Consider the following 19107-nt stretch of genomic DNA (forward strand, 5'->3'; position numbering starts at 1 on the left):
TATAGTATTACTGTATATTTAAAATCTCATTATGCGTTTGTTCGCTAACCTTCTGGAAGGCATGTTTGGATCCCATAAAGAAGGTTCCGATAAAAGTAAAAAGCACCAGACAAAAACCGGCGATAGTCAATAAAGCGATTCTGGTACCGTGAAAAGATGCGACAAGTCGCATATGTAACAGTGCTGCATATATAAGCCAGGTGGCCAAACCTAAGACAACTTTATAATCCAGGTACCACAGATCTCCTAAAATATTTTGTGTCTTGACCCAAAATGTACCAAACACAAGCCCAAGCGTAAGTAACGGGAAACCAAAAGAAATCGTCTTCCACATCAGCCTGTCAATTCCTTCTAGTGACGGTAACTTGTTAAAAAGCGGACCAAATAGTTTGTGTTTCAGTTGTCTTTGTTGCGTGAGATACATGACGCTCAGGCTAAAAGATATCGTAAAGGCAGCATAGCCTACGAATATGGGGATAATGTGCGCTACAAGCCAGAAATTCTGAAGGCTCACGGTAATTAATAAGTTTCCCCCGTCAAATGTAAGCGCCCAAATAGAGAGTGCAGTAACGACAGGCATTAAGAATGTATCTAAAGATGGCAGCTTGTAAAGATAATCCAGATTGATGAAAACAAAAAGAACACACCACAGTAAGGATACGAAGGATTCATAGACATTTGTTATAGGGATATTACCGGATTCGAGACCCAGGAATACCAGGAAACCGCTGTGGATAAAAAAACCCATCATCATGGACCACTTGGCTACTTTTTTGTTAAAAAAAGTGGGCTTTATAATAGAGCCAACCGACCAGACAGAAGAAACAAAATACAGGATTATGGAGATAATAAAAGGTATATGAGATAGCATCATAAGTTAATAAGTGTAAAAAATAAGTATTCATTAATCAATCAAAATTTTAAAACATCGTATCTTCGTTAATAGATATGTTTTTTGGATTTTTTTGATTGACAAAAACTCCGTTGTCCGATACCCTTAACTTCGTAACGACGATTACAGATTAACGTGGGTGTAGTATCGTGAAAATTTTATTTATGATTTCTGTTTTATTGTATTTATTGATTCTGTAGGGAATTTTTTTGTGATATTTTTAAAATAATCCCTAAAATTTTAATGAGGAATTATAAATTTATGGCAGAAGTTAAAAAAATAACAAAAAAGACGAGCATAGGAGAGGTAATTAAGCAATATCCGGAAGCTGAGGCTTTCATAAAAAAATATTTTGGAGCAGGTTGCTTTACGTGTCCAGGATCAAAGATGGAAGATATTGCATTTGGTGCTGCTATGCATAATATTGATCCGGAAGTCATTATTGAGGAATTGAACGAAGTTATTGAAAAGAAAAAAGTTAATCAGTAAATAAAAAGGAGAATTCACATGAAAGAGAAAGTAGAAGAGGCATTGAAACATATCAGACCTGCATTGCAAGCAGATGGTGGGGATATTGAATTGGTTGATATTCAGGGAGGGGTTGTAAAGGTGCGCTTAAGAGGCGCATGTGGATCTTGTCCAAGTGCACTCATGACGCTAAAATATGGCGTTGAGGAGCGCCTCAAAGAGGAGATTCCTGAAGTAGAATCAGTCGAACTCGCCTAGCTCGTGTGTTGAATGTCATACATACATATATTCATTGTATAGGAAGTTTGATATTATTTAAGAGGTTTTTAGGGTGACACGGACAAACTTGTTTGTCCGTGCTTTGCTTGTATAATCTGAAAAGAAAGATTGCAGCATTTTCTTTGTCAGAAAAACATCTAAATCTCAGTGGTTTTGGTGGTTAATTTTTATTCAAATTTCACAGCGAGGAGTTTCTGAATGAGTTTAGTATTGGGTCCAATCCATCATTGGATGTACGGGAAGATTAAAACCACGGAGGCAAGAGAATTCGCTATCGTTTCTGAATTTAAAGCGAAATATGGTGCTGAAGCGGATAAAATCCTGGAACAGGTTTACAAAAAATATCCAAAATCGAGTGTTAGTAAACCCTTAGAAGAACTCTTAGCCAATAAACCTATTCATCAGGGAATTCAAAGCCTTATTGTAGAGATAGAATCACGTGAAGCTGCCATTATTGCTGCTTTTTGTGCTAAGTATAGCGATGCCGCAAAGGTGGCTGCTGATGCTGCCCGCAAGCATGGCATTAGTTGCGGGAAAGAGGCTATCAAGGGCAAAGGGCTATCAACGGCAGATTGTGGCAATACGTCAAAGACTTTTGAGGTGATGGGAGACTACCTCTGCGATGGAATGCCTTGTGACCGGGGCGCACAGGTGGTGACGGATTCTGAAAAAGAAACAGCCTGGGACCATGAGAGCTGCGTTCATGAGTCATACTGGAGAGATGCAGGTGCAGACTTTTTAACGATGTGTAACATCATCAATGAATGGATTGCAGGGTTTGGTGAAGGAATAAATTCTCATATAGAGTATAAAAGAGAAAAAGCCCTTGCGGCAGGCGATCCTTCGTGTTTGAGTAACTTCAAAATAAAAACGTAACATGTCAGAACGTTATGCACGGCAGATATTATTCTACGGCATAGGTGATCAAAGGCAAAAAATACTTATGCAGAAGAATGCCGTGCTTGTTGGCTGTGGTGCATTGGGCTGTACCTCTGCAAATCTTCTTGTCCGTAGCGGGGTGAAGTGCTTAAAAATTATAGACCGTGATTATATCGAAGAAAGTAACCTGCAACGCCAATCTTTATTTGACGAAGAAGATATCAACAAAAACCTTCCAAAAGCTGTTGCCGCACAAAAGAAACTCCAAAAAGTTAATTCTCATGTCCAGGTTGAATCATTCATTGCAGACCTCAATCCATCGAATATTGAAACCCTTTTAGAAAGCGCTGATATTATCATTGATGGAACCGATAACTTTGAAACCCGGTTCCTGATGAATGATTATTGCGTGAAAAAGGGGATACCATGGATTTATGGGGCTTGTGTCGGGAGTATGGGTTTGACCATGAACATTGTCCCATCGAAAACCCCGTGTCTCCGATGTATACTTGAAAATATTCCACCCCCCGGAACTATCGAAACATGCGATACGGAAGGAATTATTGCACCCATTGCCAGCATGATTGCTTCCATTCAGGTAGCAGAAGCGTTAAAAATCTTAACGGATAATTTTGAGAGTTTGAGGAAAGGTCTTTTACATATTGACCTCTGGTGCAATGAAATAAAAAAGCTGCACGTAGAAGATATCAAAGAGAAGTCCGATTGCATAACATGCAAGCAACGCGATTATGAATTCTTATCGAAAAATACGTATTCAATGATAACCTCCTTGTGCGGTAGAAACGCCGTACAAATTTTACACCTTAACGGATCAATACTAGACTTAAAGAAGCTTGCAGGTAGGCTGGAAAAAGTAGGAGACGTGTCTTTTAATAGCTTTTTGTTACGGTTGAAGATCGGTAAATACGAGTTAACGGTATTTACCGATGGTCGGTCAATTATTTCAGGTACAAATGATGCCTCTCTCGCAAAGGGGCTTTACGCAAAATATATAGGGATGTAAATATGATCTATTTAGATAATGCTGCAACGACGTTTCCAAAACCAGAGGCTGTATACAAAACAATGGATATTTTTTACCGGACACTGGGCGCCAACCCGGGGCGTTCAGGGCATAGGATGGCGGTAGCAGCAGAAAAGGAAATTGAAGATACCCGCAATGTTGTTGCGCGATTATTTGGTATTAAAGATTCCAGGCGGCTTATTCTTACGTTTAATGCTACTGATGCGATTAATATGGGAATTAAAGGGCTACTCAAACCGGGCGACCATACCATCACAACCTTTCTCGAACATAATGCAGTATCTCGTGCCCTTCATGGCCTCGAAAAGAAAAAAATAATTACGGTAACCAAGATTAGAAATTCTCCAGAAGGTTTTGTTGATCCAGACGATATCAAAAACGCCATTACATCCAAAACACGACTAATTGTTATGGCGCATGCCCCGAATACCCTTGGTACCATCCAACCGATCCAGGAAATCGGCAAGATCGCAAGGGAAAATAATGTTCTTTTCATGGTCGATGCTGCTCAAACTGCCGGGGTATTTGAAATTGACATTGACAAATTCTTCATTGACATGCTCGCCTTTACGGGGCACAAAGGACCACTTGGACCAACTGGAACAGGGGGGTTATACGTAGGAGAACGGCTAACTTTAGATCCCTGGAGGGAAGGGGGGACGGGTTTCGAGCCAGCCTCATTGTCTCAACCAGAAGAATTACCCTTCAAACTGGAGAGCGGTACTCCCAATACGGTTGGGATTGCAGGTCTACGGGCCGGGATTGAATACGTTTTATCAAAAGGGATTGATACAATCAGGGCACACGAACAACGATTGACCAATAAAATTATACACGCCTTAAAGGATGATCAGCGCTTTGTTTTGCATGGTACAACGGACATATCCCGAAAGGTCGGTATCCTGTCAATAAATGTAAAAGGATTTAAACCTGCAGAGGTCGGTGCCGTTCTCGATCAATCCTTTGATATTGCAGTACGTCCGGGTCTTCACTGTGCGCCGTTTGCCCACCAAATGATGGGGACATTTCCAGACGGTACTGTGAGAATCAGCCCGGGATTATTTAACACAGAAGAGGACGTAGACCAGCTCATAAAAGCGCTGGATAAAATTGCAAGCGAAAAGTTATAAATGAACGTAAGATATGGGGCATGTCAGACAAAAAAGATTATTATGGGCTATTAGGGGTAGACAGGACTGCTTCGAAAGAAGAAATCAAAGCAGCTTACCGTGCATTAGCGAAGAAATTCCATCCTGATCTCAACAAAGATAATCCTAAACTGGCTGAAGAAAAGTTCAGGGAAATATCCGAGGCATATGAAGTACTTATTGATGACGACAAGAGGGAAAGATATGACCAGTATGGTCATGCGGGGGTTGCTTCAGATTTTAGCAAGGAAGGGTTTACCTGGCGGGATTTTAGCCACGTAAGTGATCTGGAAGACATTTTCGGACACGATATCTTTTCTGATTTTTTTGGTCGTGGCAGCATCTTTAGCGACTTCTTTGGCACACGCAGATGGGGTTTCGTGCAACCGGAGGAACCGGTTAAGAGAGTCCGGGTTGAAATTACCCTGGAACAAGCGTATAAAGGCGTTAGCACAGAGGTCGCTATCCCTCATATGGAAAAATGCACAGATTGTGGTGGGTCGGGCGCTGCAAAAGGTACGATTCCCAGGACTTGCACGAATTGTAAGGGAGGGGGTGAAGTGCAACAGGATCAACTACAAGGTTTTGGCAGGATTATCAAAATCGGTGCCTGTCCTGTTTGCAGAGGCCGGGGAAAAATCATTGAACACCCGTGCCAGAACTGTCACGGGAGCGGCGAGATACAAAAACTGGACAAGATCAAAGTCAAGATACCCCCAGGGGTGGATAATGGAACAACTTTAAGGGTTACAGCCGATAAGGCTGCAGGGAGGTTGAAGGATGATGTTTACGTAATTGTCTCTGTACAACCACACCCCATTTTTCACAGGCAAGGAAGCGATATTTATATGGAAACAACCATTTCGTTAATTGAAGCAACTCTGGGTTCAAAGATTGAAGTGCCTACATTAGACGGAAATGCCTTGATGAAAATTCCACCAGGAACACAGACTGAAACCCTGTTCCGGTTGAGGGGTAGTGGCATGCCTTATTTAAAAGGCCGTGGATTCGGCGACCAATATGTGCGGGTAATTGTCCTCACCCCCAAGAACTTGACAAAAAGGCAGAAAGAATTACTGGAAGAATTTCAGGCGATTGAAAGGGAAAAATAATAAGGGAATTACATGAAAAACCGGGATTTTTTAACAATTATAAATAAAAGCTTTGTTAATGCAGGGCGGTATTTTGTAGCAGTGGCCTCTATTCTTACAATTTTGGCCTCTGGTTTTTTGATATTTTCAGGGATTTGGGAGTTTGTGAATGGTATTCCAGACATATTGAATTTTTTGTTTAATCATGGTGAACATCGTGTAGAACTCTCTGTGCACTTTATTTCTGCCATAGATTTGTTTATGGTTGCCGTGGTGATGTTTGTTATGGGGATTGGACTCTTCGAATTGTTTGTAGACAAAGACCAATCTATTGCCTACCCGTTCTGGTTGAAAATACGTGATCTCACTGATTTAAAAGAAAAACTGATTGCAGCGGTTGTTGTGGTCATAGTCATCACTTTTTTAAAGCACATTGTAATGTGGGAGAACCCCTTAGAAACCCTCTATTTTGGCGGTTCAATAGCTATTGTTATCATGGCGATCACACTCTTCTCGAAGTTGGTGGTAGGCGATGAAACACGAAAAAAGAAAGATGAAGAGACAAAACAATGAATTAAATTTCCATGAGCTTAATTATTCCCCCAGACAAAGATTTGCTGTTTTCTTATTGGAAAATGCATGGAAATTGTGAAACTATGGAACCACAGAAGCAGCAATAAATGTTATAAAAAATAAAAAATCCTGTGTGTCATGTCTCTTGTGTTGTACACCTTACGGTAAGAAATTGCTTTTTATTGTTAAGTTTTTAACAATGCTAAAAGTTGTTTTTAAAATAGCTTACAAAGGAAAAAAGATGGAAAGGCAACATAATGAATTAAATACACATAACCTTGACTCTCTCTCTGATAAGGATTTGCTGTTTCTTATTGAAAACTATGTAACGAAGAGACAAGACTATGAGTATATAGCAAATCTCATTAATGGAGATGCAGATATTATTTCAAAGCTGGTTGATAGTGATCGTGTTTTTGAAAAGGTGATGCGTGAAGGGAATATAATCCTTCATTCATCACCTTATTTTTTATTTACCCTACTCCTCAGAAGGGTATTTAAACTAAAAAAAGACGACGCAGATTTTGTCGATAATATCGTTGAGGAATTGAATAGTACTGAACCGCAATATCCCTGGAATAGGAATAAAGTGCTACGGTTGTTAAATAGCACCGATGTGTCAAATTATCTTGCAAATATGCTTGCCATGTTTGTACAGACGTCCAGGTTATTCAAGATGGAAAAAGACGACGAAAAACAATACCGGTATATTATCGACATGATTGAAGAGATTCAGCGTTCCGATAGTGCCCGGAGATTTTATATCTACTGTCATATTGGTAATTACACGTTGTTCTTCACTGGCATGTTTCCAGAGTACATCGAACAGAAATTTAAATATAAAAAGACCCTGATAGACAGCCGGTATTATGTAGACTTTGGGAAAACCTATTTTGGTCTGGCTTCGGAACATGACATGGCAAGGCGGCATGAATTGGGTGATACCCTACATTCCCTGTCAGAGGGGTTTGAAATTATCACAAAATTACTCCAATACCTGCGCCATGAGTATCTCGTATCCTATAACCTGAAGATGTAAGTGTGTGTAAAATTTGTTTGATACTAACCGTTTCTTGCAGGAAGTGAGCATGGTGCTTCATCTATTCAACAATACACAGCGTCATTAATCAGATGCGAATATGTCATTCCCGCAGAAGCAGGAATCCAGAAAAACACTGGATTTCGGGTCAAGCCCGGGATGACAGACAGTAGTAAACTTATGTCGCTAAGTAAATCTCGATGTTTTCAAGCAAAACTTCCTGGGATTGCGGGTCAGTCACATCAGTCAGGACTTCGATATTTAACCGGGCCCCTTCGGCAACTGTTCCCAGCGAGGCATGGATGAAGTGTTCGCGGAAATGGTCCGGAGAGATATGGGATAATGCACCAAGTTTAACTATCACGCCGGTCACCCTGCTTGCACCTTGCTCATGTGCCAAGGACGTTATCTTGCGTATAAGGTCTTTAACGAGAAAAAATTCGTGCATAGGTATTTAAATTCCAGAATTCCGGATATCTTGTTGTACACGTATCGTGACTTCTTGCACTGCTTTATCGACTTCTACAGATAATCCAGCGCCAGCCTCAAAGCATTTCCCTTCAATACCATAGACGATGAGACGATTCGGTAGCTGGTTGAGTGCCCGTGCCAGTTCAATGGTTTCAGCGACACCAAAGGCATGTGTGGAATAATGGAAAAGATTTGACGGGATGGGTTGATCACGTGCATCAAACCGAAGAATGGTTCCCGGCCTTGCTCCAGAATAAACTGCATCAATAAGGATGACGGTATCGGCATCCTTCCATGACTCCATTAATGACAGTCCTTCACCGCTTTCTTCAAGGACATAGACATGATCATGTGCCTGTTTCTTCAGACATTGAGCAACATGAAGTCCCACAGCATCATCGCTGCGGTACGCATTACCAATGCCAATTATGAAGACAAAGGGGTCGTCCCATTTTTTGCCTTTCATGTGGTTACCATTTTTACAAATAATTACGATTCACGATTTGTGATCTACGATTTTAAATCCCAACTCACAAATCATAAGTCGGAAAACCTAAAATAAATTATTATCCTGATTTTCTATTCCCGGTTAACATAAAGCTTTAAAAAATGCGTGGCACATGAGATGCACGGATCGTAATTGCGTATTGCCTGCTCACATTGCAGCGTAAGTTTTTCGGAAGGGAGATCCAGATATTTCGGGATAAACTGCCAGAGATCATTTTCAATGGTCTTCTGATTCTGAGATGTGGGTGGAACAATCTTTGCGTCAATAATCACACCATTATCATCGGTACTATAACGATGGTAAAGGATTCCTCGCGGCGCTTCAGTGCAACCGTAGCCCGTACCGGCTCGTGGTTGAACTTGCACTGACGGTTTATCGGGTCTTTCATATTGATCGATGATGCGCAATGCCTCATCGCAGGCATAAAGGATCTCCACACTCCTAACGATAATGCTTTGAAACGGATTGTTGCAGACGTACGAAAGTCCGGCTGAATGCGCCGCTTCTTGCGTCATCGGGGAGAGCCGGTTGAAGTTTAGATTATACCTGGCCAGAGGGCCAACGAAATAAGCGCCGCGTCCTTTGATGATGGAATGTAACGCATTGGAATATGGTACGTGCTCTTCGACAAAAGAATCATCATAGTCACGCACGGAAATGTCTAATCCCTTGTTCGAGACAAGTCTCCCCTCGTTGAAAGGATATTCGCCCGGATGGCAAAGGGCAACAAATTCATAGTCTTGCTCAAAATCGGGAAAATCCAGTGTGGCAGTCCAGCGGACAGTTTCAAGGGCTGCATCACGTGCCCATTTCAGACGTTCAGCAAGAGGTTCAAGTTCGCGTTTTGCGGGCACTTTGTAAAAACCTCCGACACGCACATTGATAGGGTGGATTTCCCTACCGCCAAGGAATGCTACTATCTCATTTCCCGCTTTTTTCAGTTGCAGTCCACGCTGTACAAGAGCGGGGTGATCTTTTGCCATCTGGATCGCATCGGTGTAACCTAAAAAGTCTGGTGCATGCAGCATGTATACATGGAGGGCGTGACTCTCGATCCATTCGCCACAGTAAATGAGTCGACGAAGTGCACGGAGTTGCCCATCGACAGTAACACCAAATGCATCTTCCATCGCATGTACTGCACTCATCTGGTAGGCGATTGGGCATATTCCACAGATGCGTGCCGTAATATCAGGGGCTTCGCTGTAATTGCGCCCCTGTAAGAATGCTTCAAAAAAACGTGGCGGCTCAAAGATCTTCAGTTTGACATCCGTTAGGCTATTGTCCTTGATCTTGACATACAGGGCGCCCTCACCTTCGACACGGGCAAGGTAATCCACTTTGATCGTTTTATTTTTCACCCGAAAATCCCCCCGCTGCACTGCCATTCTGAGCGAAGCGAAGAATCCCGTTTTGACAAGACACTTCTCCTTTGGCTCAGGGCGACATTTTTCATTATTGGATAATTACTTTTCTGATATCGTAATATTAACTTTCTTTACAAGCAGACAAAAGACAAAAGCTATAGTATGGGACTCAGCTTGAGAGTTATGTAAAAATACCATTCTGTATATGTATAAAGCAAGAAATTTAAAATGGTGTGAGGGTTTTGGAAAGGGGGGCTGAATTCTCATCTTCTGTCTTTATTTTCATGTGCTTCACTTTCCTTACGAAAAGGCTCGGAGTAACCATAGAAGCTACGAAAGCTTCTTACAAGATTCTCTTCCTTCACCCCAAGATGGGCAAACCATGAACTCAGTGAAGCCGTGTTCGGTGTTTCCATCGGACCGTAGCAACTATAACAACCTCGGTTATACGCTGGGCATATTGCGTTGCATCCGGCATGGGTGACCGGTCCAAGGCATGGTATGCCCTGTGCCACCATCACACAAACGGTTCCGCGACGTTTGCACTCAATACAAACACTATATGCCGGAACATTTGGTTTTCGTCCATACAGAAAGGCTCCAAGCACTTCAAGAAGTTGACGTTTGTTAATGGGGCATCCCTGCAGTTCAAAATCAACATGGACATGGCTGGCAATAGACGTTGATTTGTCGAGTGTTTCTATGTATTTCGGAGATGCATACACGATGGAAATAAACTCATTTACATTCTTAAAGTTGCGTAACGTTTGAATGCCGCCGGCCGTAGCACATGCACCAATGGTGACGAGTACTTTTGATACCTTGCGAATCTTCTGAATACGCGCAGCATCGTGTTGCGTGGTGACAGATCCTTCAACAAGGGAGAGGTCGTAGGGCCCTTTTACTACGGCACTCGAAGCTTCTGGAAAGTAAGCAATCTCAACCTTGCCGGCCACGGTAAGCAATTCGTCTTCACAGTTTAAGAGGCTCAACTGACAACCATCACAGGAGGCAAATTTCCATACGGCAAGTTTGGGTTTTCGGTTTTTATTCATAGTACTTAGAAAAGATGAAATTTACTACAGTCATCATGCCGCCTTTGCAGCATCCTGAAGATCATAAAAATATTTTAGATGTTTCGGTGAATCCCACACCGAAAACATCACGGCGTCGCTCAAGGCTGGTTCAGTCTTGCAGATTGAATCAGATATTTGAACGGCACACGAAAGCTTGTACTCGTGCTGTGAGATGGAATTATACCAAATGTTTCGGTTCAATCGAGGACGATTGAACCAGCGAAAGAGTTCTGCATCTACTTATATGAAGCGATGAACTATTTTATATTTCTCGTTTTCCAAAGATGTTTTTGATGCTATCGTAGCGAAACACAGGGCCATCTTTGCACACAAAGGTAGGCCCGAACTGACAGTGACCGCAAAGGCCAATTCCACATTTCATATTCCGTTCCATTGAAATAAAGATGTTTTCTGGGTTTACTCCGCTTTTTTGCAGTTCTATTACCGCGAAACGCATCATTATTTCAGGGCCGCAAATCATTGCCACTGTTTGCAGGGGATCAAATTGGGCTCTGGGGATGAGCATGGTTACGACACCAACATTACCTTGCCAATTTCCTGTAGCGCTATCGACGGTGACTTTTACTTCTACATCAAAGCGTCCGTTCCATTGTTCTAGTTCTTGGGCGTAGAGTAAGTCCTGTGGTGTCCTGGCACCGTAAAGAAGAGCGATTTTCCCGTATCTTTTGCGATTTGAAATGAGTTGATACATTGCCGGGCGTAAGGGTGCAAGTCCAATCCCCCCCGCCATAAGAACAAGATCTTTCCCTATCGCTTCATCTACAGGCCAATGACTTCCAAACGGGCCTCGCACTCCCAGCACATCTCCGCGTTTTAGTTTGTGCATGGCTTTCGTTACTGTCCCCACTGCGCGTGTCGTGTGCTTGAGTATATCCGGTATGGCCGGGTCTCCGCTGATGGAAATTGGTACCTCTCCCATGCCAAACACATAGAGCATATTGAACTGTCCGGCTGCAAATGAAAATTCATCAATACCGTTCATCGGTTTCAGTTCGATGGTGAATGTATCGTGTGTTTCCTTCTTCACCCGTTGAATACGAAACGGAGTGGGGAACATTGGACTTTGGGTGTACATTGTATTCAATTCCTTTAGTCTTAAATTAGGTTGGGTTTTAAAAGACGCAAACCCAACGACTCTCTTGTTATTCCGAACGAATGTGTGGAATTCTGACATCGTAAGATTTCTCTTTGCGATGATGACAGGCAAGGGCGCCTGTCCCACGAGGACAGCTTGTGTAGGGTGCGTCCTACACACCAAAACAATCCATCGTATGGATGGTGCGTAGGACGCACCCTACAGAATTGAAATTCCTTAACATTAAATCAGCACGGACAAACAAATTCGTCCATGCCACCGTTTACTGCTGATATCCTAAGTGTGAATACCATAAATATCCAGAAGTTGTAATCTTGTTGTCTCCAGCCGTTGCGTAATGATATAGGCAAACCGTTTCAGCAGTTCGTAACCAAGGTCATGATCTTGTTCGCATTTTATCCGCAAACATTTTCCATCCAGGGCAATGGCTCGGGTGAGCTCAAGAGCCCGTGCATCGTAATGCCAGTGATATGGGGGAATGAGCCATGACCAACCGAGCACCTCGCCCTCTCCTATAGTCTGAATGGTAATAGGGCCACGATCCTGTGTAAATATTTCAAGGGACACTTTGCCATGCCGAATAATGTAAAAATTGTTAGCCTCTTCACCTTCACGTAAGATAAACTGTCCGGCATCAAACCGCACATTGGATGCACATCCCACAATAATTTTAAGATGCTTCTGTTCGAGGCCTTTTAAGAATGGATGTTCTGCCAGATAAGGTTCGAGTGTATGCATCTGCATTTTTGTTCTCCTGGATTATTTCACTACAGATACCATCGGAATTCCACAAGATTAAGATTATTATACCGCGTCATTTAAATTGCTTTTGGTATGCGCCATCGCAGCAACAACTTTTTTAGTATTTACTCGCTGTTTGATAGTGAATTCATTCTTTACGATTGTAAGGTTTTTTCTCCGTACCCTCTGTGATTTCTCTTTTTAAAATAGGTTCACTTTCACGAATAGCACGGGCTTCTTCTGTGATATCAATCGCAACAGGGCACCAGGTGATGCAGCGTCCACAGCCAACGCAACCCGATGTGCCAAACTGGTCAATCCAGGTTGCAATTTTGTGTGTCATCCATTGGCGATAGCGGGCCTTTGTCGAAGATCGGACACTTCCTCCATGGATATAAGAAAAATCCATCGTGAAGCACGAGTCCAGTTTCCGCCAACGTTCAGCGTGCTCGCCCGTTAAATCGGTTACATCTTCCACGGTTGTGCAAAAACACGTCGGACAAACCATGGTGCAGTTAGCGCAGGTCAAACAACGTTCTGCGACATTTTCCCAACGTGGATGTTCGTAGTTTCTGTAAAGCAGGTCTTTGATGTCCGTGGTGTCCATACTCCTGCCCATTTGTCCGACAGTTTTTTTTATCACACTGTCAGCAGAAAATATTTCTTCTTCATTTGCTTTCCTATATGGAACCGCATGGAGGATCTCTGCTCCCAATTCTGTGCCTGATTCAATCACAAAATAGTGTCTGTTATCTTCCAAAATTTCGGTCATTGCAAGATCAAAACCGAATGTTGCCCTCGGGCCTGTATTCATCGATACGCAGAAACAGGTACCGCCAGCTTTCCCACAGTTAATAGCAAGGACAAAAGCATCCGCACGTCGCGATTTATAATGAGGATCAACATATTGTCCATTCATGAAGACTTTATCCTGAATTGCAATGGCATGCATATCACACGAGCGGACGCCAACAAAGGCAAACTTTGTGGCATCTCCATTCTCTGCAACAATTTGAAAACTATTGCCCACGCGTTTGGCCTGCCACAGGCGTAATGCCGACGGGAGCAGGAATTTTTTCCATGAGTGCGGGCCGGCAACATAACCAAAGAGCGCCTGGTCATCACGCTTCTTGAGTCGATAGGTACCGCCATCCTGTTCATCTGTCCACCCAACGGGTAAATCTGCAACCGAGTTCAACTCGTTATATACAATAGCGCCTTCACCTAGGGTAGGGCCCACAATCCGATAGCCTTTTTGGATGAGAGTATCAAGGAGTTTCTGGAAGTGATCTCGATCCAAAATAAACGTATCTTTATTTTCTGATGGCGGTTCTGTCATAAAGCCATGCCTCTTTTTTGACGCAAAAAAACCATCCGTTTCTTTTTTACTTTGGCATTATCTTTAACCATTCATCCATGGTAAGCACGGGTACAATTTTTCCGGTTTGACTGGGTACCAGCGGAAGAAAGAATTCTACTGCTGCGCCGTAATCGCTTGCTTCAAAGATAATAAAATAATCATGTTCTGTAACTGTTACGTATGCTCCCAGTATCTTGATACCCTTTTCTTCGGCCAATTTTCTTCCTTCCCAGAACTTACCCAGCATCTTAGCGCCATCTCCGCTCCTGCCGGGGCAATTTTCAGGGGTATGTGTCCAGTGAGCGACGTAGAGTGTTCTTTTTTCAGTGGCACCGACTGCCCACTCCGTTTCCTTTTCATGATGATTGGCATATATATTATGAGTACTAAAAATTGTGGCTGCAAACATGACAAATGCACCAAATAAGGTAATTTTCAGTTGTTTCATGCGGTCTTTTCCCCCTTTTGAATAAGTTTCAGTGCTTAATTATACTAATATGCAATATTTATAGTTTACCTTTTCTATGGAAAATATAGCACAAAAAGAGGCCAGAAAACAACCGAAAATCAAGACGGAGATGAGTGGGAAGGGATTAACGGTACATGCAGGATTATTACCAGTAGTCGCCTTCATGGAGAAATTATACATAACGACATAAGTTTACAACTGTCTGTCATTCATGGTTTGACCTGGAATCCGGTGTTTTTCTGGATTCCCGCTTTCACGGGAATGACATATTCGTATCTGATTAATGACGCTGCGTATATTATGCGTTCGGGTAAAAGTGATTTTTGCCTTTGACTCCGGGTATTTTGGGTGCTGAGGACACAGCACAGGGAGATGATATGTCTCCATCCCGGTTTTTGACCCGAACGAGTCGAAAAAAGATAAAAACCGAAGCACGAAATTTGTGAGTCAACCCTGTCAGGGTTTAAAACCCTGACAGGGTTAATTTTATTCATAATTTTTGCTAAAAATGTCAAAATCATCTTCGGAAGATACTACGCCTTTCCCAAGACTCTGCTTGAGAAAGGTGGCCCTAAAGGGCAGGTATAACTACAACAACCTTGAACAATTAAACCAAACCCGAAATACCAGCAGCATTACAACCCCCTCGCCCCCTAGTTTATTAAGGGGGAGTCAGGGGGTTGTCTATGCCACGAAACTTCCTCCATGAACTGAACTATATAACAAAACATCGACAAAATATTGTTGATTATGAGGCGCTATGCGCCTTTCAGAGAAGGATTAGTATGCAAACTTTGGTGTAATATAAAAACTGCAATAAGCTACATTTTCCATTTCATCCATTACACGCCTTTCCAGATCTTTTGAAATCTGTTTGAATTCATCTTCAACAACTTCTTCTCTCAAGTCAATATCAGCAACGATGATTATTCTTTCCTGAGACGCTGCAACAACCCGAAAGTCATGATAGTTAACAATTTGAGGAAGGGATTTCAGTATCTTTTGAAATCGTGCCTCTGTAGCGTGAATTTCGGGAGTCATTTCCATGACCGGATCCATATGACATACGGCGTCACCGCCGAAAATCTCCCTAAGTTTGCGTTCGCTCAGTTCTGCAATTTCATGCATCTCAACAGGTCCCAATCTTGCAGGTATTTCAGCATGGAAAGAAATTAAGAACATTGATCCATAGTCATGCACGATGATCTCATGAACATCCTTAATACCATCGATAGATTTTGCTGTTTCCCGTATTTTCCGAATAATATCTTTCCCGGGAGCCTGGCCAAGAAGAGGTACAATTGCTTCTCTCCCGTGAGTATAGCCTAAAAATAATAACCAGGCCGACATTAAAATACCAATGTAGCCGTCTATCTTTGGGGAATGAAGGTAATGGCCTACAATCAGCCCCCCGGCAACGGTAAGCGTCATTACCGCCTCAATGTTCTGGTGGGCTGCATTCGCAAGGATGGCGTGAGAATTAACTCTTTTTCCAAGAAAGTGAACAAATTGTGCAAGCCAATGTTTCACGATAACAGTACTGAAAAGGATCCAGGGCAGTGCAGGCCAGTAAAGGAGTTCGTGGGGTTTAATCGTCTGGTGAAGCGATTTTTCACCAATCTGAATACCGGAAACAAACAAGAAAATCGACATAATAAGTGGGGCGATATGCTCCATTCTCCCATGGCCAAACGGATTCTTTGCGGTAGCCGGTCGAGCCGTTATCTTGAAACTGATCAAAAGGATAACTGAGTTGGCCAGGTGTGAGAGGAGATGGAAAGCCTCGGCAACCACTGATACAGACCCCACCACAAAACCAAGGGTCATTTTTAAAAGAAACAGAACAATGGTCGCATAAATGCCAATCAAACCAGCAATGAACCCATACTGGATACGTACGGTTTTGTTGTCTGTATTATCAAAATCTTTGATAAGCAGGCATGCTACTTTTCTATTGAATTCCTCAAGAAATTTCATTTTCTACAGATATTTTAGTCAAGATAATGTGTGGCTTTGTAATCAAACATTTGTAATAATAATAATTATAAGGGAAAAGGTCGTCAAAACCAAATTTAAGAATGGAGAAGTTATATGGATCAGAATGCTGGAAAAGGTTACACGGAATATCAAAAGAAGGTGATTAAGAATTTTTATGAAAACAAGGACCTTCGCCTGATACAAAGGCTAGGGGAATTAGTCTCAGATTTATATTTGGAAACGAGTGAAAAAAAGAAGGAATCAGGATGGAAAAAGATTAAGAAAATGCTCCTTGATTTGAAGGTACATCCGAATGAGGCAGAATATCTGACAAAGGATAAGAATCTTTCAGTACTTTCGAAGAAATTGGCAGAGATGTATTAATATTTTGGATTATAGAGAACTGCATGAATTTGGTAGTTCCCTTGTTGCGTCTCAGAGCCGGAATCTGGAAGTCAGATTCAGAAGTCAGAAAAAAAGCAGTATAAACAGCATAAACCATTCAAACCGCTTTGTTCTGAATTCTGACTTCTGGCTACTGCATTCGGACCTGGATAGTTACCAGATGAAAAAGTATGCAGGAATAAACATTCATGCCATATTTCTACCTCTCTGTTTCAACTTTATTTCTCATTTTTGGCTTTTTTATATAAAGTGAAGTAGCCCTCCGCATCTTTCTCCATGCCTTTAGCCTTGTATGCAGTTCCAATATCATGGTAAATCTCCACGTTATTCGGGTCAGACATTACAGCTGTCTGGAATGCGTTAAGTGCATCATCGTATTGTTTTTTCTTCATGTAATTTTTGCCGAGCCGATATTGGGCATCTGCATTACTTACATTAATGTCGACCGTTTTATTATAATATTGGATGGCTTCATCTACCTTTCCTGTTTTATCGTACAATAAGGCAATATTATAGAGTGCATTTTCATGTCCTGGATCGATTGACAGTGCCTTGTTATATTCTATCAAGGCTTCTTTATCCATCCCTTTCATCGAATAAACGATACCAAGGTTCGAATAGGTTATTGCAAGATTTGGGTCTAGTTCTATACGTTTCTTCAATGTTTGTACTGCATCATCGTACTTACCAATCTTTGTATATGCAATACCCAGAAGGGAATAAGCAGAACGATATTCGGGATTGATTTGGATTGTTTTATTAAATGCCTTAATTGCTTTGTCAAAGGCACCTTTATCGAAGTACACCGAAGCAAGATTATAATGTGTATCGGCGTCTTCAGGCTTTTTTTCTACAACCTTCTGAAAGGTTTCAATGGCTTTGTCATACATCCCCTTTTGTGTGTATGCCAGACCAAGATTTTTGTATGCCTCTAAGTTATTGGGGTTCTTGGCCAATGACTTCGTAAACATTTCAATTGCTTCGTCATAAAGGCCATATTGCGCATAGTTCAAACCTTGTTTATAAAATTCATTAGCAACGTCAATCGGGAATGCTGGCTTATCTCTTTTCATTTTATCATTACTTTCAGTTGTAACGATACCCTCTTTAGAAAAACAATAGGTTGGATGCAATATCGTTATAATTGCAAGGCTACAAATAGCAGTTGTACCAACAATCTTTTTACTATTCACGATTCCTTCTCCTCTGGTTTAATTTAAAAATTGGACTGAAAAAAAACGAAATATACAAAATTAGATTGAAAACAAAAACATAATGAAAATCTTTGCTATAGCGAATTATATCCGTGTGTGGATAGTGATTCAACTTATCTTTTAAATCGGAAAAGCATTTTTCCGAAATAGAGCAACATTAATATTACACAGAGGAGTGCGACATCAGTCGGGCCTGTTGGAAGGTCAAAACGATATGAAATGTAAAAACCAGCAAAAGATGCAATAACTCCAATGGCCGATGAAACGATGCAGAAAAGCGGGATTCCACGCGTGACCATTCGCGCCGCAACTGGCGGTATCAATAGAAAGCCGAATATTACCAGCGGGCCTACGGTCATAACCCCGAAGGATATAATTATACCGATAATAAGATAAAGCATAATGTCCCATAGGATAACCTTTTTCCCAATGGTAGTCGCCATATCAATGTCATATGATACCAATATAAAGTTACGATGAAAACCGATTAGAACAATAAAGACCGTGCCGTAGATGGCAAGCATTGACCATAGATAAATATCCGGTATGGAAATAATCTCTCCCGTAAGCATAGAAAGTACTTCTGATTTTCCATACGGATTCCAGGAAACAAACAATATAGAAACCGCTCCTGCTATTGCATAAGTAAACCCTATGCGGTTTTCAGTAAATCCTTTCCGTCTGCGTTCGAGAATGGCCAAAACAAAGATTGTGATAAGGGTGAAGACTACAGAACCTGTCAATGCCATGACCTTTTCGGATTCCATATGGTAGAAAAAATGCCATCCAAGGGTATGTAATAGAAATGCAAAGGCGACACCTGCATTTGATACCTGAGGCAGGGCTATACCCAAGAGGATCATACGACGCAGCACAAAAAAAATGCCTACCTGAGGGCACACAAACCCCACGATCAATCCTGCATAAAAGGCGTTTCGTAAAAGGAAATCTGGACTAAGTATATCTAAAAGTTGTTCCATGTATAATT

21 protein-coding genes are annotated in these 19107 nt (G+C 41.8%); 9 read left to right on the forward strand and 12 right to left on the reverse strand.

Annotation, left to right across the window (positions count from 1 at the left end; translation table 11 throughout):
* Window positions 1–7: 7 nt before the first annotated feature.
* Complete coding sequence (locus E3K36_13755; GenBank protein ID MCF6156274.1) at window positions 8–874, reverse strand: hypothetical protein; 867 nt, start codon at window positions 872–874, stop codon at window positions 8–10.
* A 279-nt stretch (window positions 875–1153) separates the two neighbouring features.
* Here E3K36_13755 and E3K36_13760 point away from each other — a divergent pair, with 279 nt between their 5' ends.
* The 8 genes from E3K36_13760 to E3K36_13795 all read left to right on the forward strand — a co-directional run bounded on the left by E3K36_13760 (window position 1154) and on the right by E3K36_13795 (window position 7414).
* Window positions 1154–1381: a DUF1858 domain-containing protein gene (locus E3K36_13760; protein ID MCF6156275.1), complete on the forward strand. Its 228-nt coding sequence runs from the start codon at window positions 1154–1156 to the stop codon at window positions 1379–1381.
* A gap of 18 nt (window positions 1382–1399) precedes the next feature.
* Window positions 1400–1618, forward strand: coding sequence for a NifU family protein (locus E3K36_13765; protein ID MCF6156276.1), 219 nt, complete (start codon window positions 1400–1402; stop codon window positions 1616–1618).
* Window positions 1619–1837: 219 nt separating this feature from the next.
* A complete protein-coding gene (locus tag E3K36_13770; GenBank protein ID MCF6156277.1) occupies window positions 1838–2515 on the forward strand; it encodes a hypothetical protein in 678 nt (225 codons plus the stop codon).
* A 1-nt stretch (window position 2516) separates the two neighbouring features.
* Window positions 2517–3542: a thiazole biosynthesis adenylyltransferase ThiF gene (locus E3K36_13775; protein MCF6156278.1), complete on the forward strand. Its 1026-nt coding sequence runs from the start codon at window positions 2517–2519 to the stop codon at window positions 3540–3542.
* A 2-nt stretch (window positions 3543–3544) separates the two neighbouring features.
* The gene (locus tag E3K36_13780) at window positions 3545–4693 is read left to right on the forward strand and encodes an aminotransferase class V-fold PLP-dependent enzyme (protein ID MCF6156279.1); all 1149 of its coding nucleotides are present in this window, start codon (window positions 3545–3547) and stop codon (window positions 4691–4693) included.
* Between the two features lie 20 nt (window positions 4694–4713).
* The gene (gene dnaJ, locus E3K36_13785) at window positions 4714–5823 is read left to right on the forward strand and encodes a molecular chaperone DnaJ (GenBank protein MCF6156280.1); all 1110 of its coding nucleotides are present in this window, start codon (window positions 4714–4716) and stop codon (window positions 5821–5823) included.
* Between the two features lie 12 nt (window positions 5824–5835).
* Entirely contained in the window at window positions 5836–6375 is a 540-nt protein-coding gene (locus tag E3K36_13790; protein MCF6156281.1) for a YqhA family protein, read from the forward strand.
* Between the two features lie 241 nt (window positions 6376–6616).
* On the forward strand, window positions 6617–7414 hold the full coding sequence (locus E3K36_13795) for a hypothetical protein (GenBank protein ID MCF6156282.1): 798 nt from the start codon (window positions 6617–6619) through the stop codon (window positions 7412–7414).
* Between the two features lie 178 nt (window positions 7415–7592).
* Here the strand turns inward: E3K36_13795 and E3K36_13800 are convergent, their stop codons facing one another.
* The 9 genes from E3K36_13800 to E3K36_13840 form a co-directional block, all read right to left on the reverse strand.
* Window positions 7593–7862: a hydrogenase maturation nickel metallochaperone HypA gene (locus E3K36_13800; protein ID MCF6156283.1), complete on the reverse strand. Its 270-nt coding sequence runs from the start codon at window positions 7860–7862 to the stop codon at window positions 7593–7595.
* Window positions 7863–7868: 6 nt separating this feature from the next.
* Window positions 7869–8351, reverse strand: coding sequence for a hydrogenase maturation protease (locus E3K36_13805; protein ID MCF6156284.1), 483 nt, complete (start codon window positions 8349–8351; stop codon window positions 7869–7871).
* Window positions 8352–8464: 113 nt separating this feature from the next.
* Complete coding sequence (locus tag E3K36_13810) at window positions 8465–9754, reverse strand: Ni/Fe hydrogenase subunit alpha (protein MCF6156285.1); 1290 nt, start codon at window positions 9752–9754, stop codon at window positions 8465–8467.
* 269 nt (window positions 9755–10023) lie between these two features.
* A complete protein-coding gene (locus E3K36_13815; protein ID MCF6156286.1) occupies window positions 10024–10815 on the reverse strand; it encodes an oxidoreductase in 792 nt (263 codons plus the stop codon).
* 283 nt (window positions 10816–11098) lie between these two features.
* Entirely contained in the window at window positions 11099–11914 is an 816-nt protein-coding gene (locus E3K36_13820; GenBank protein ID MCF6156287.1) for a Ni/Fe hydrogenase subunit gamma, read from the reverse strand.
* Between the two features lie 315 nt (window positions 11915–12229).
* Window positions 12230–12691: a cyclic nucleotide-binding domain-containing protein gene (locus E3K36_13825; GenBank protein ID MCF6156288.1), complete on the reverse strand. Its 462-nt coding sequence runs from the start codon at window positions 12689–12691 to the stop codon at window positions 12230–12232.
* A 151-nt stretch (window positions 12692–12842) separates the two neighbouring features.
* A complete protein-coding gene (locus E3K36_13830; protein ID MCF6156289.1) occupies window positions 12843–14033 on the reverse strand; it encodes a sulfite reductase subunit A in 1191 nt (396 codons plus the stop codon).
* A gap of 46 nt (window positions 14034–14079) precedes the next feature.
* The gene (locus E3K36_13835) at window positions 14080–14502 is read right to left on the reverse strand and encodes a DUF3303 domain-containing protein (protein ID MCF6156290.1); all 423 of its coding nucleotides are present in this window, start codon (window positions 14500–14502) and stop codon (window positions 14080–14082) included.
* Window positions 14503–15303: 801 nt separating this feature from the next.
* Window positions 15304–16500, reverse strand: coding sequence for a cation transporter (locus E3K36_13840; protein MCF6156291.1), 1197 nt, complete (start codon window positions 16498–16500; stop codon window positions 15304–15306).
* 114 nt (window positions 16501–16614) lie between these two features.
* On the opposite strand from E3K36_13840, the gene E3K36_13845 reads away from it, so the two are divergent.
* Entirely contained in the window at window positions 16615–16884 is a 270-nt protein-coding gene (locus E3K36_13845; protein ID MCF6156292.1) for a hypothetical protein, read from the forward strand.
* 239 nt (window positions 16885–17123) lie between these two features.
* On the opposite strand, the gene E3K36_13850 is transcribed toward E3K36_13845, so the two are convergent.
* Both E3K36_13850 and E3K36_13855 read right to left on the reverse strand, forming a co-directional pair.
* Window positions 17124–18098: a tetratricopeptide repeat protein gene (locus tag E3K36_13850; GenBank protein ID MCF6156293.1), complete on the reverse strand. Its 975-nt coding sequence runs from the start codon at window positions 18096–18098 to the stop codon at window positions 17124–17126.
* A gap of 134 nt (window positions 18099–18232) precedes the next feature.
* Window positions 18233–19099 carry a metal ABC transporter permease gene (locus tag E3K36_13855; GenBank protein MCF6156294.1) on the reverse strand — a complete coding sequence of 289 codons (867 nt, stop codon included), beginning with the start codon at window positions 19097–19099 and terminating at the stop codon, window positions 18233–18235.
* Window positions 19100–19107 lie beyond the last annotated feature (8 nt).

It is taken from the genome of Candidatus Brocadia sp., assembly GCA_021646415.1.
Taxonomy (GTDB): domain Bacteria; phylum Planctomycetota; class Brocadiia; order Brocadiales; family Brocadiaceae; genus Brocadia.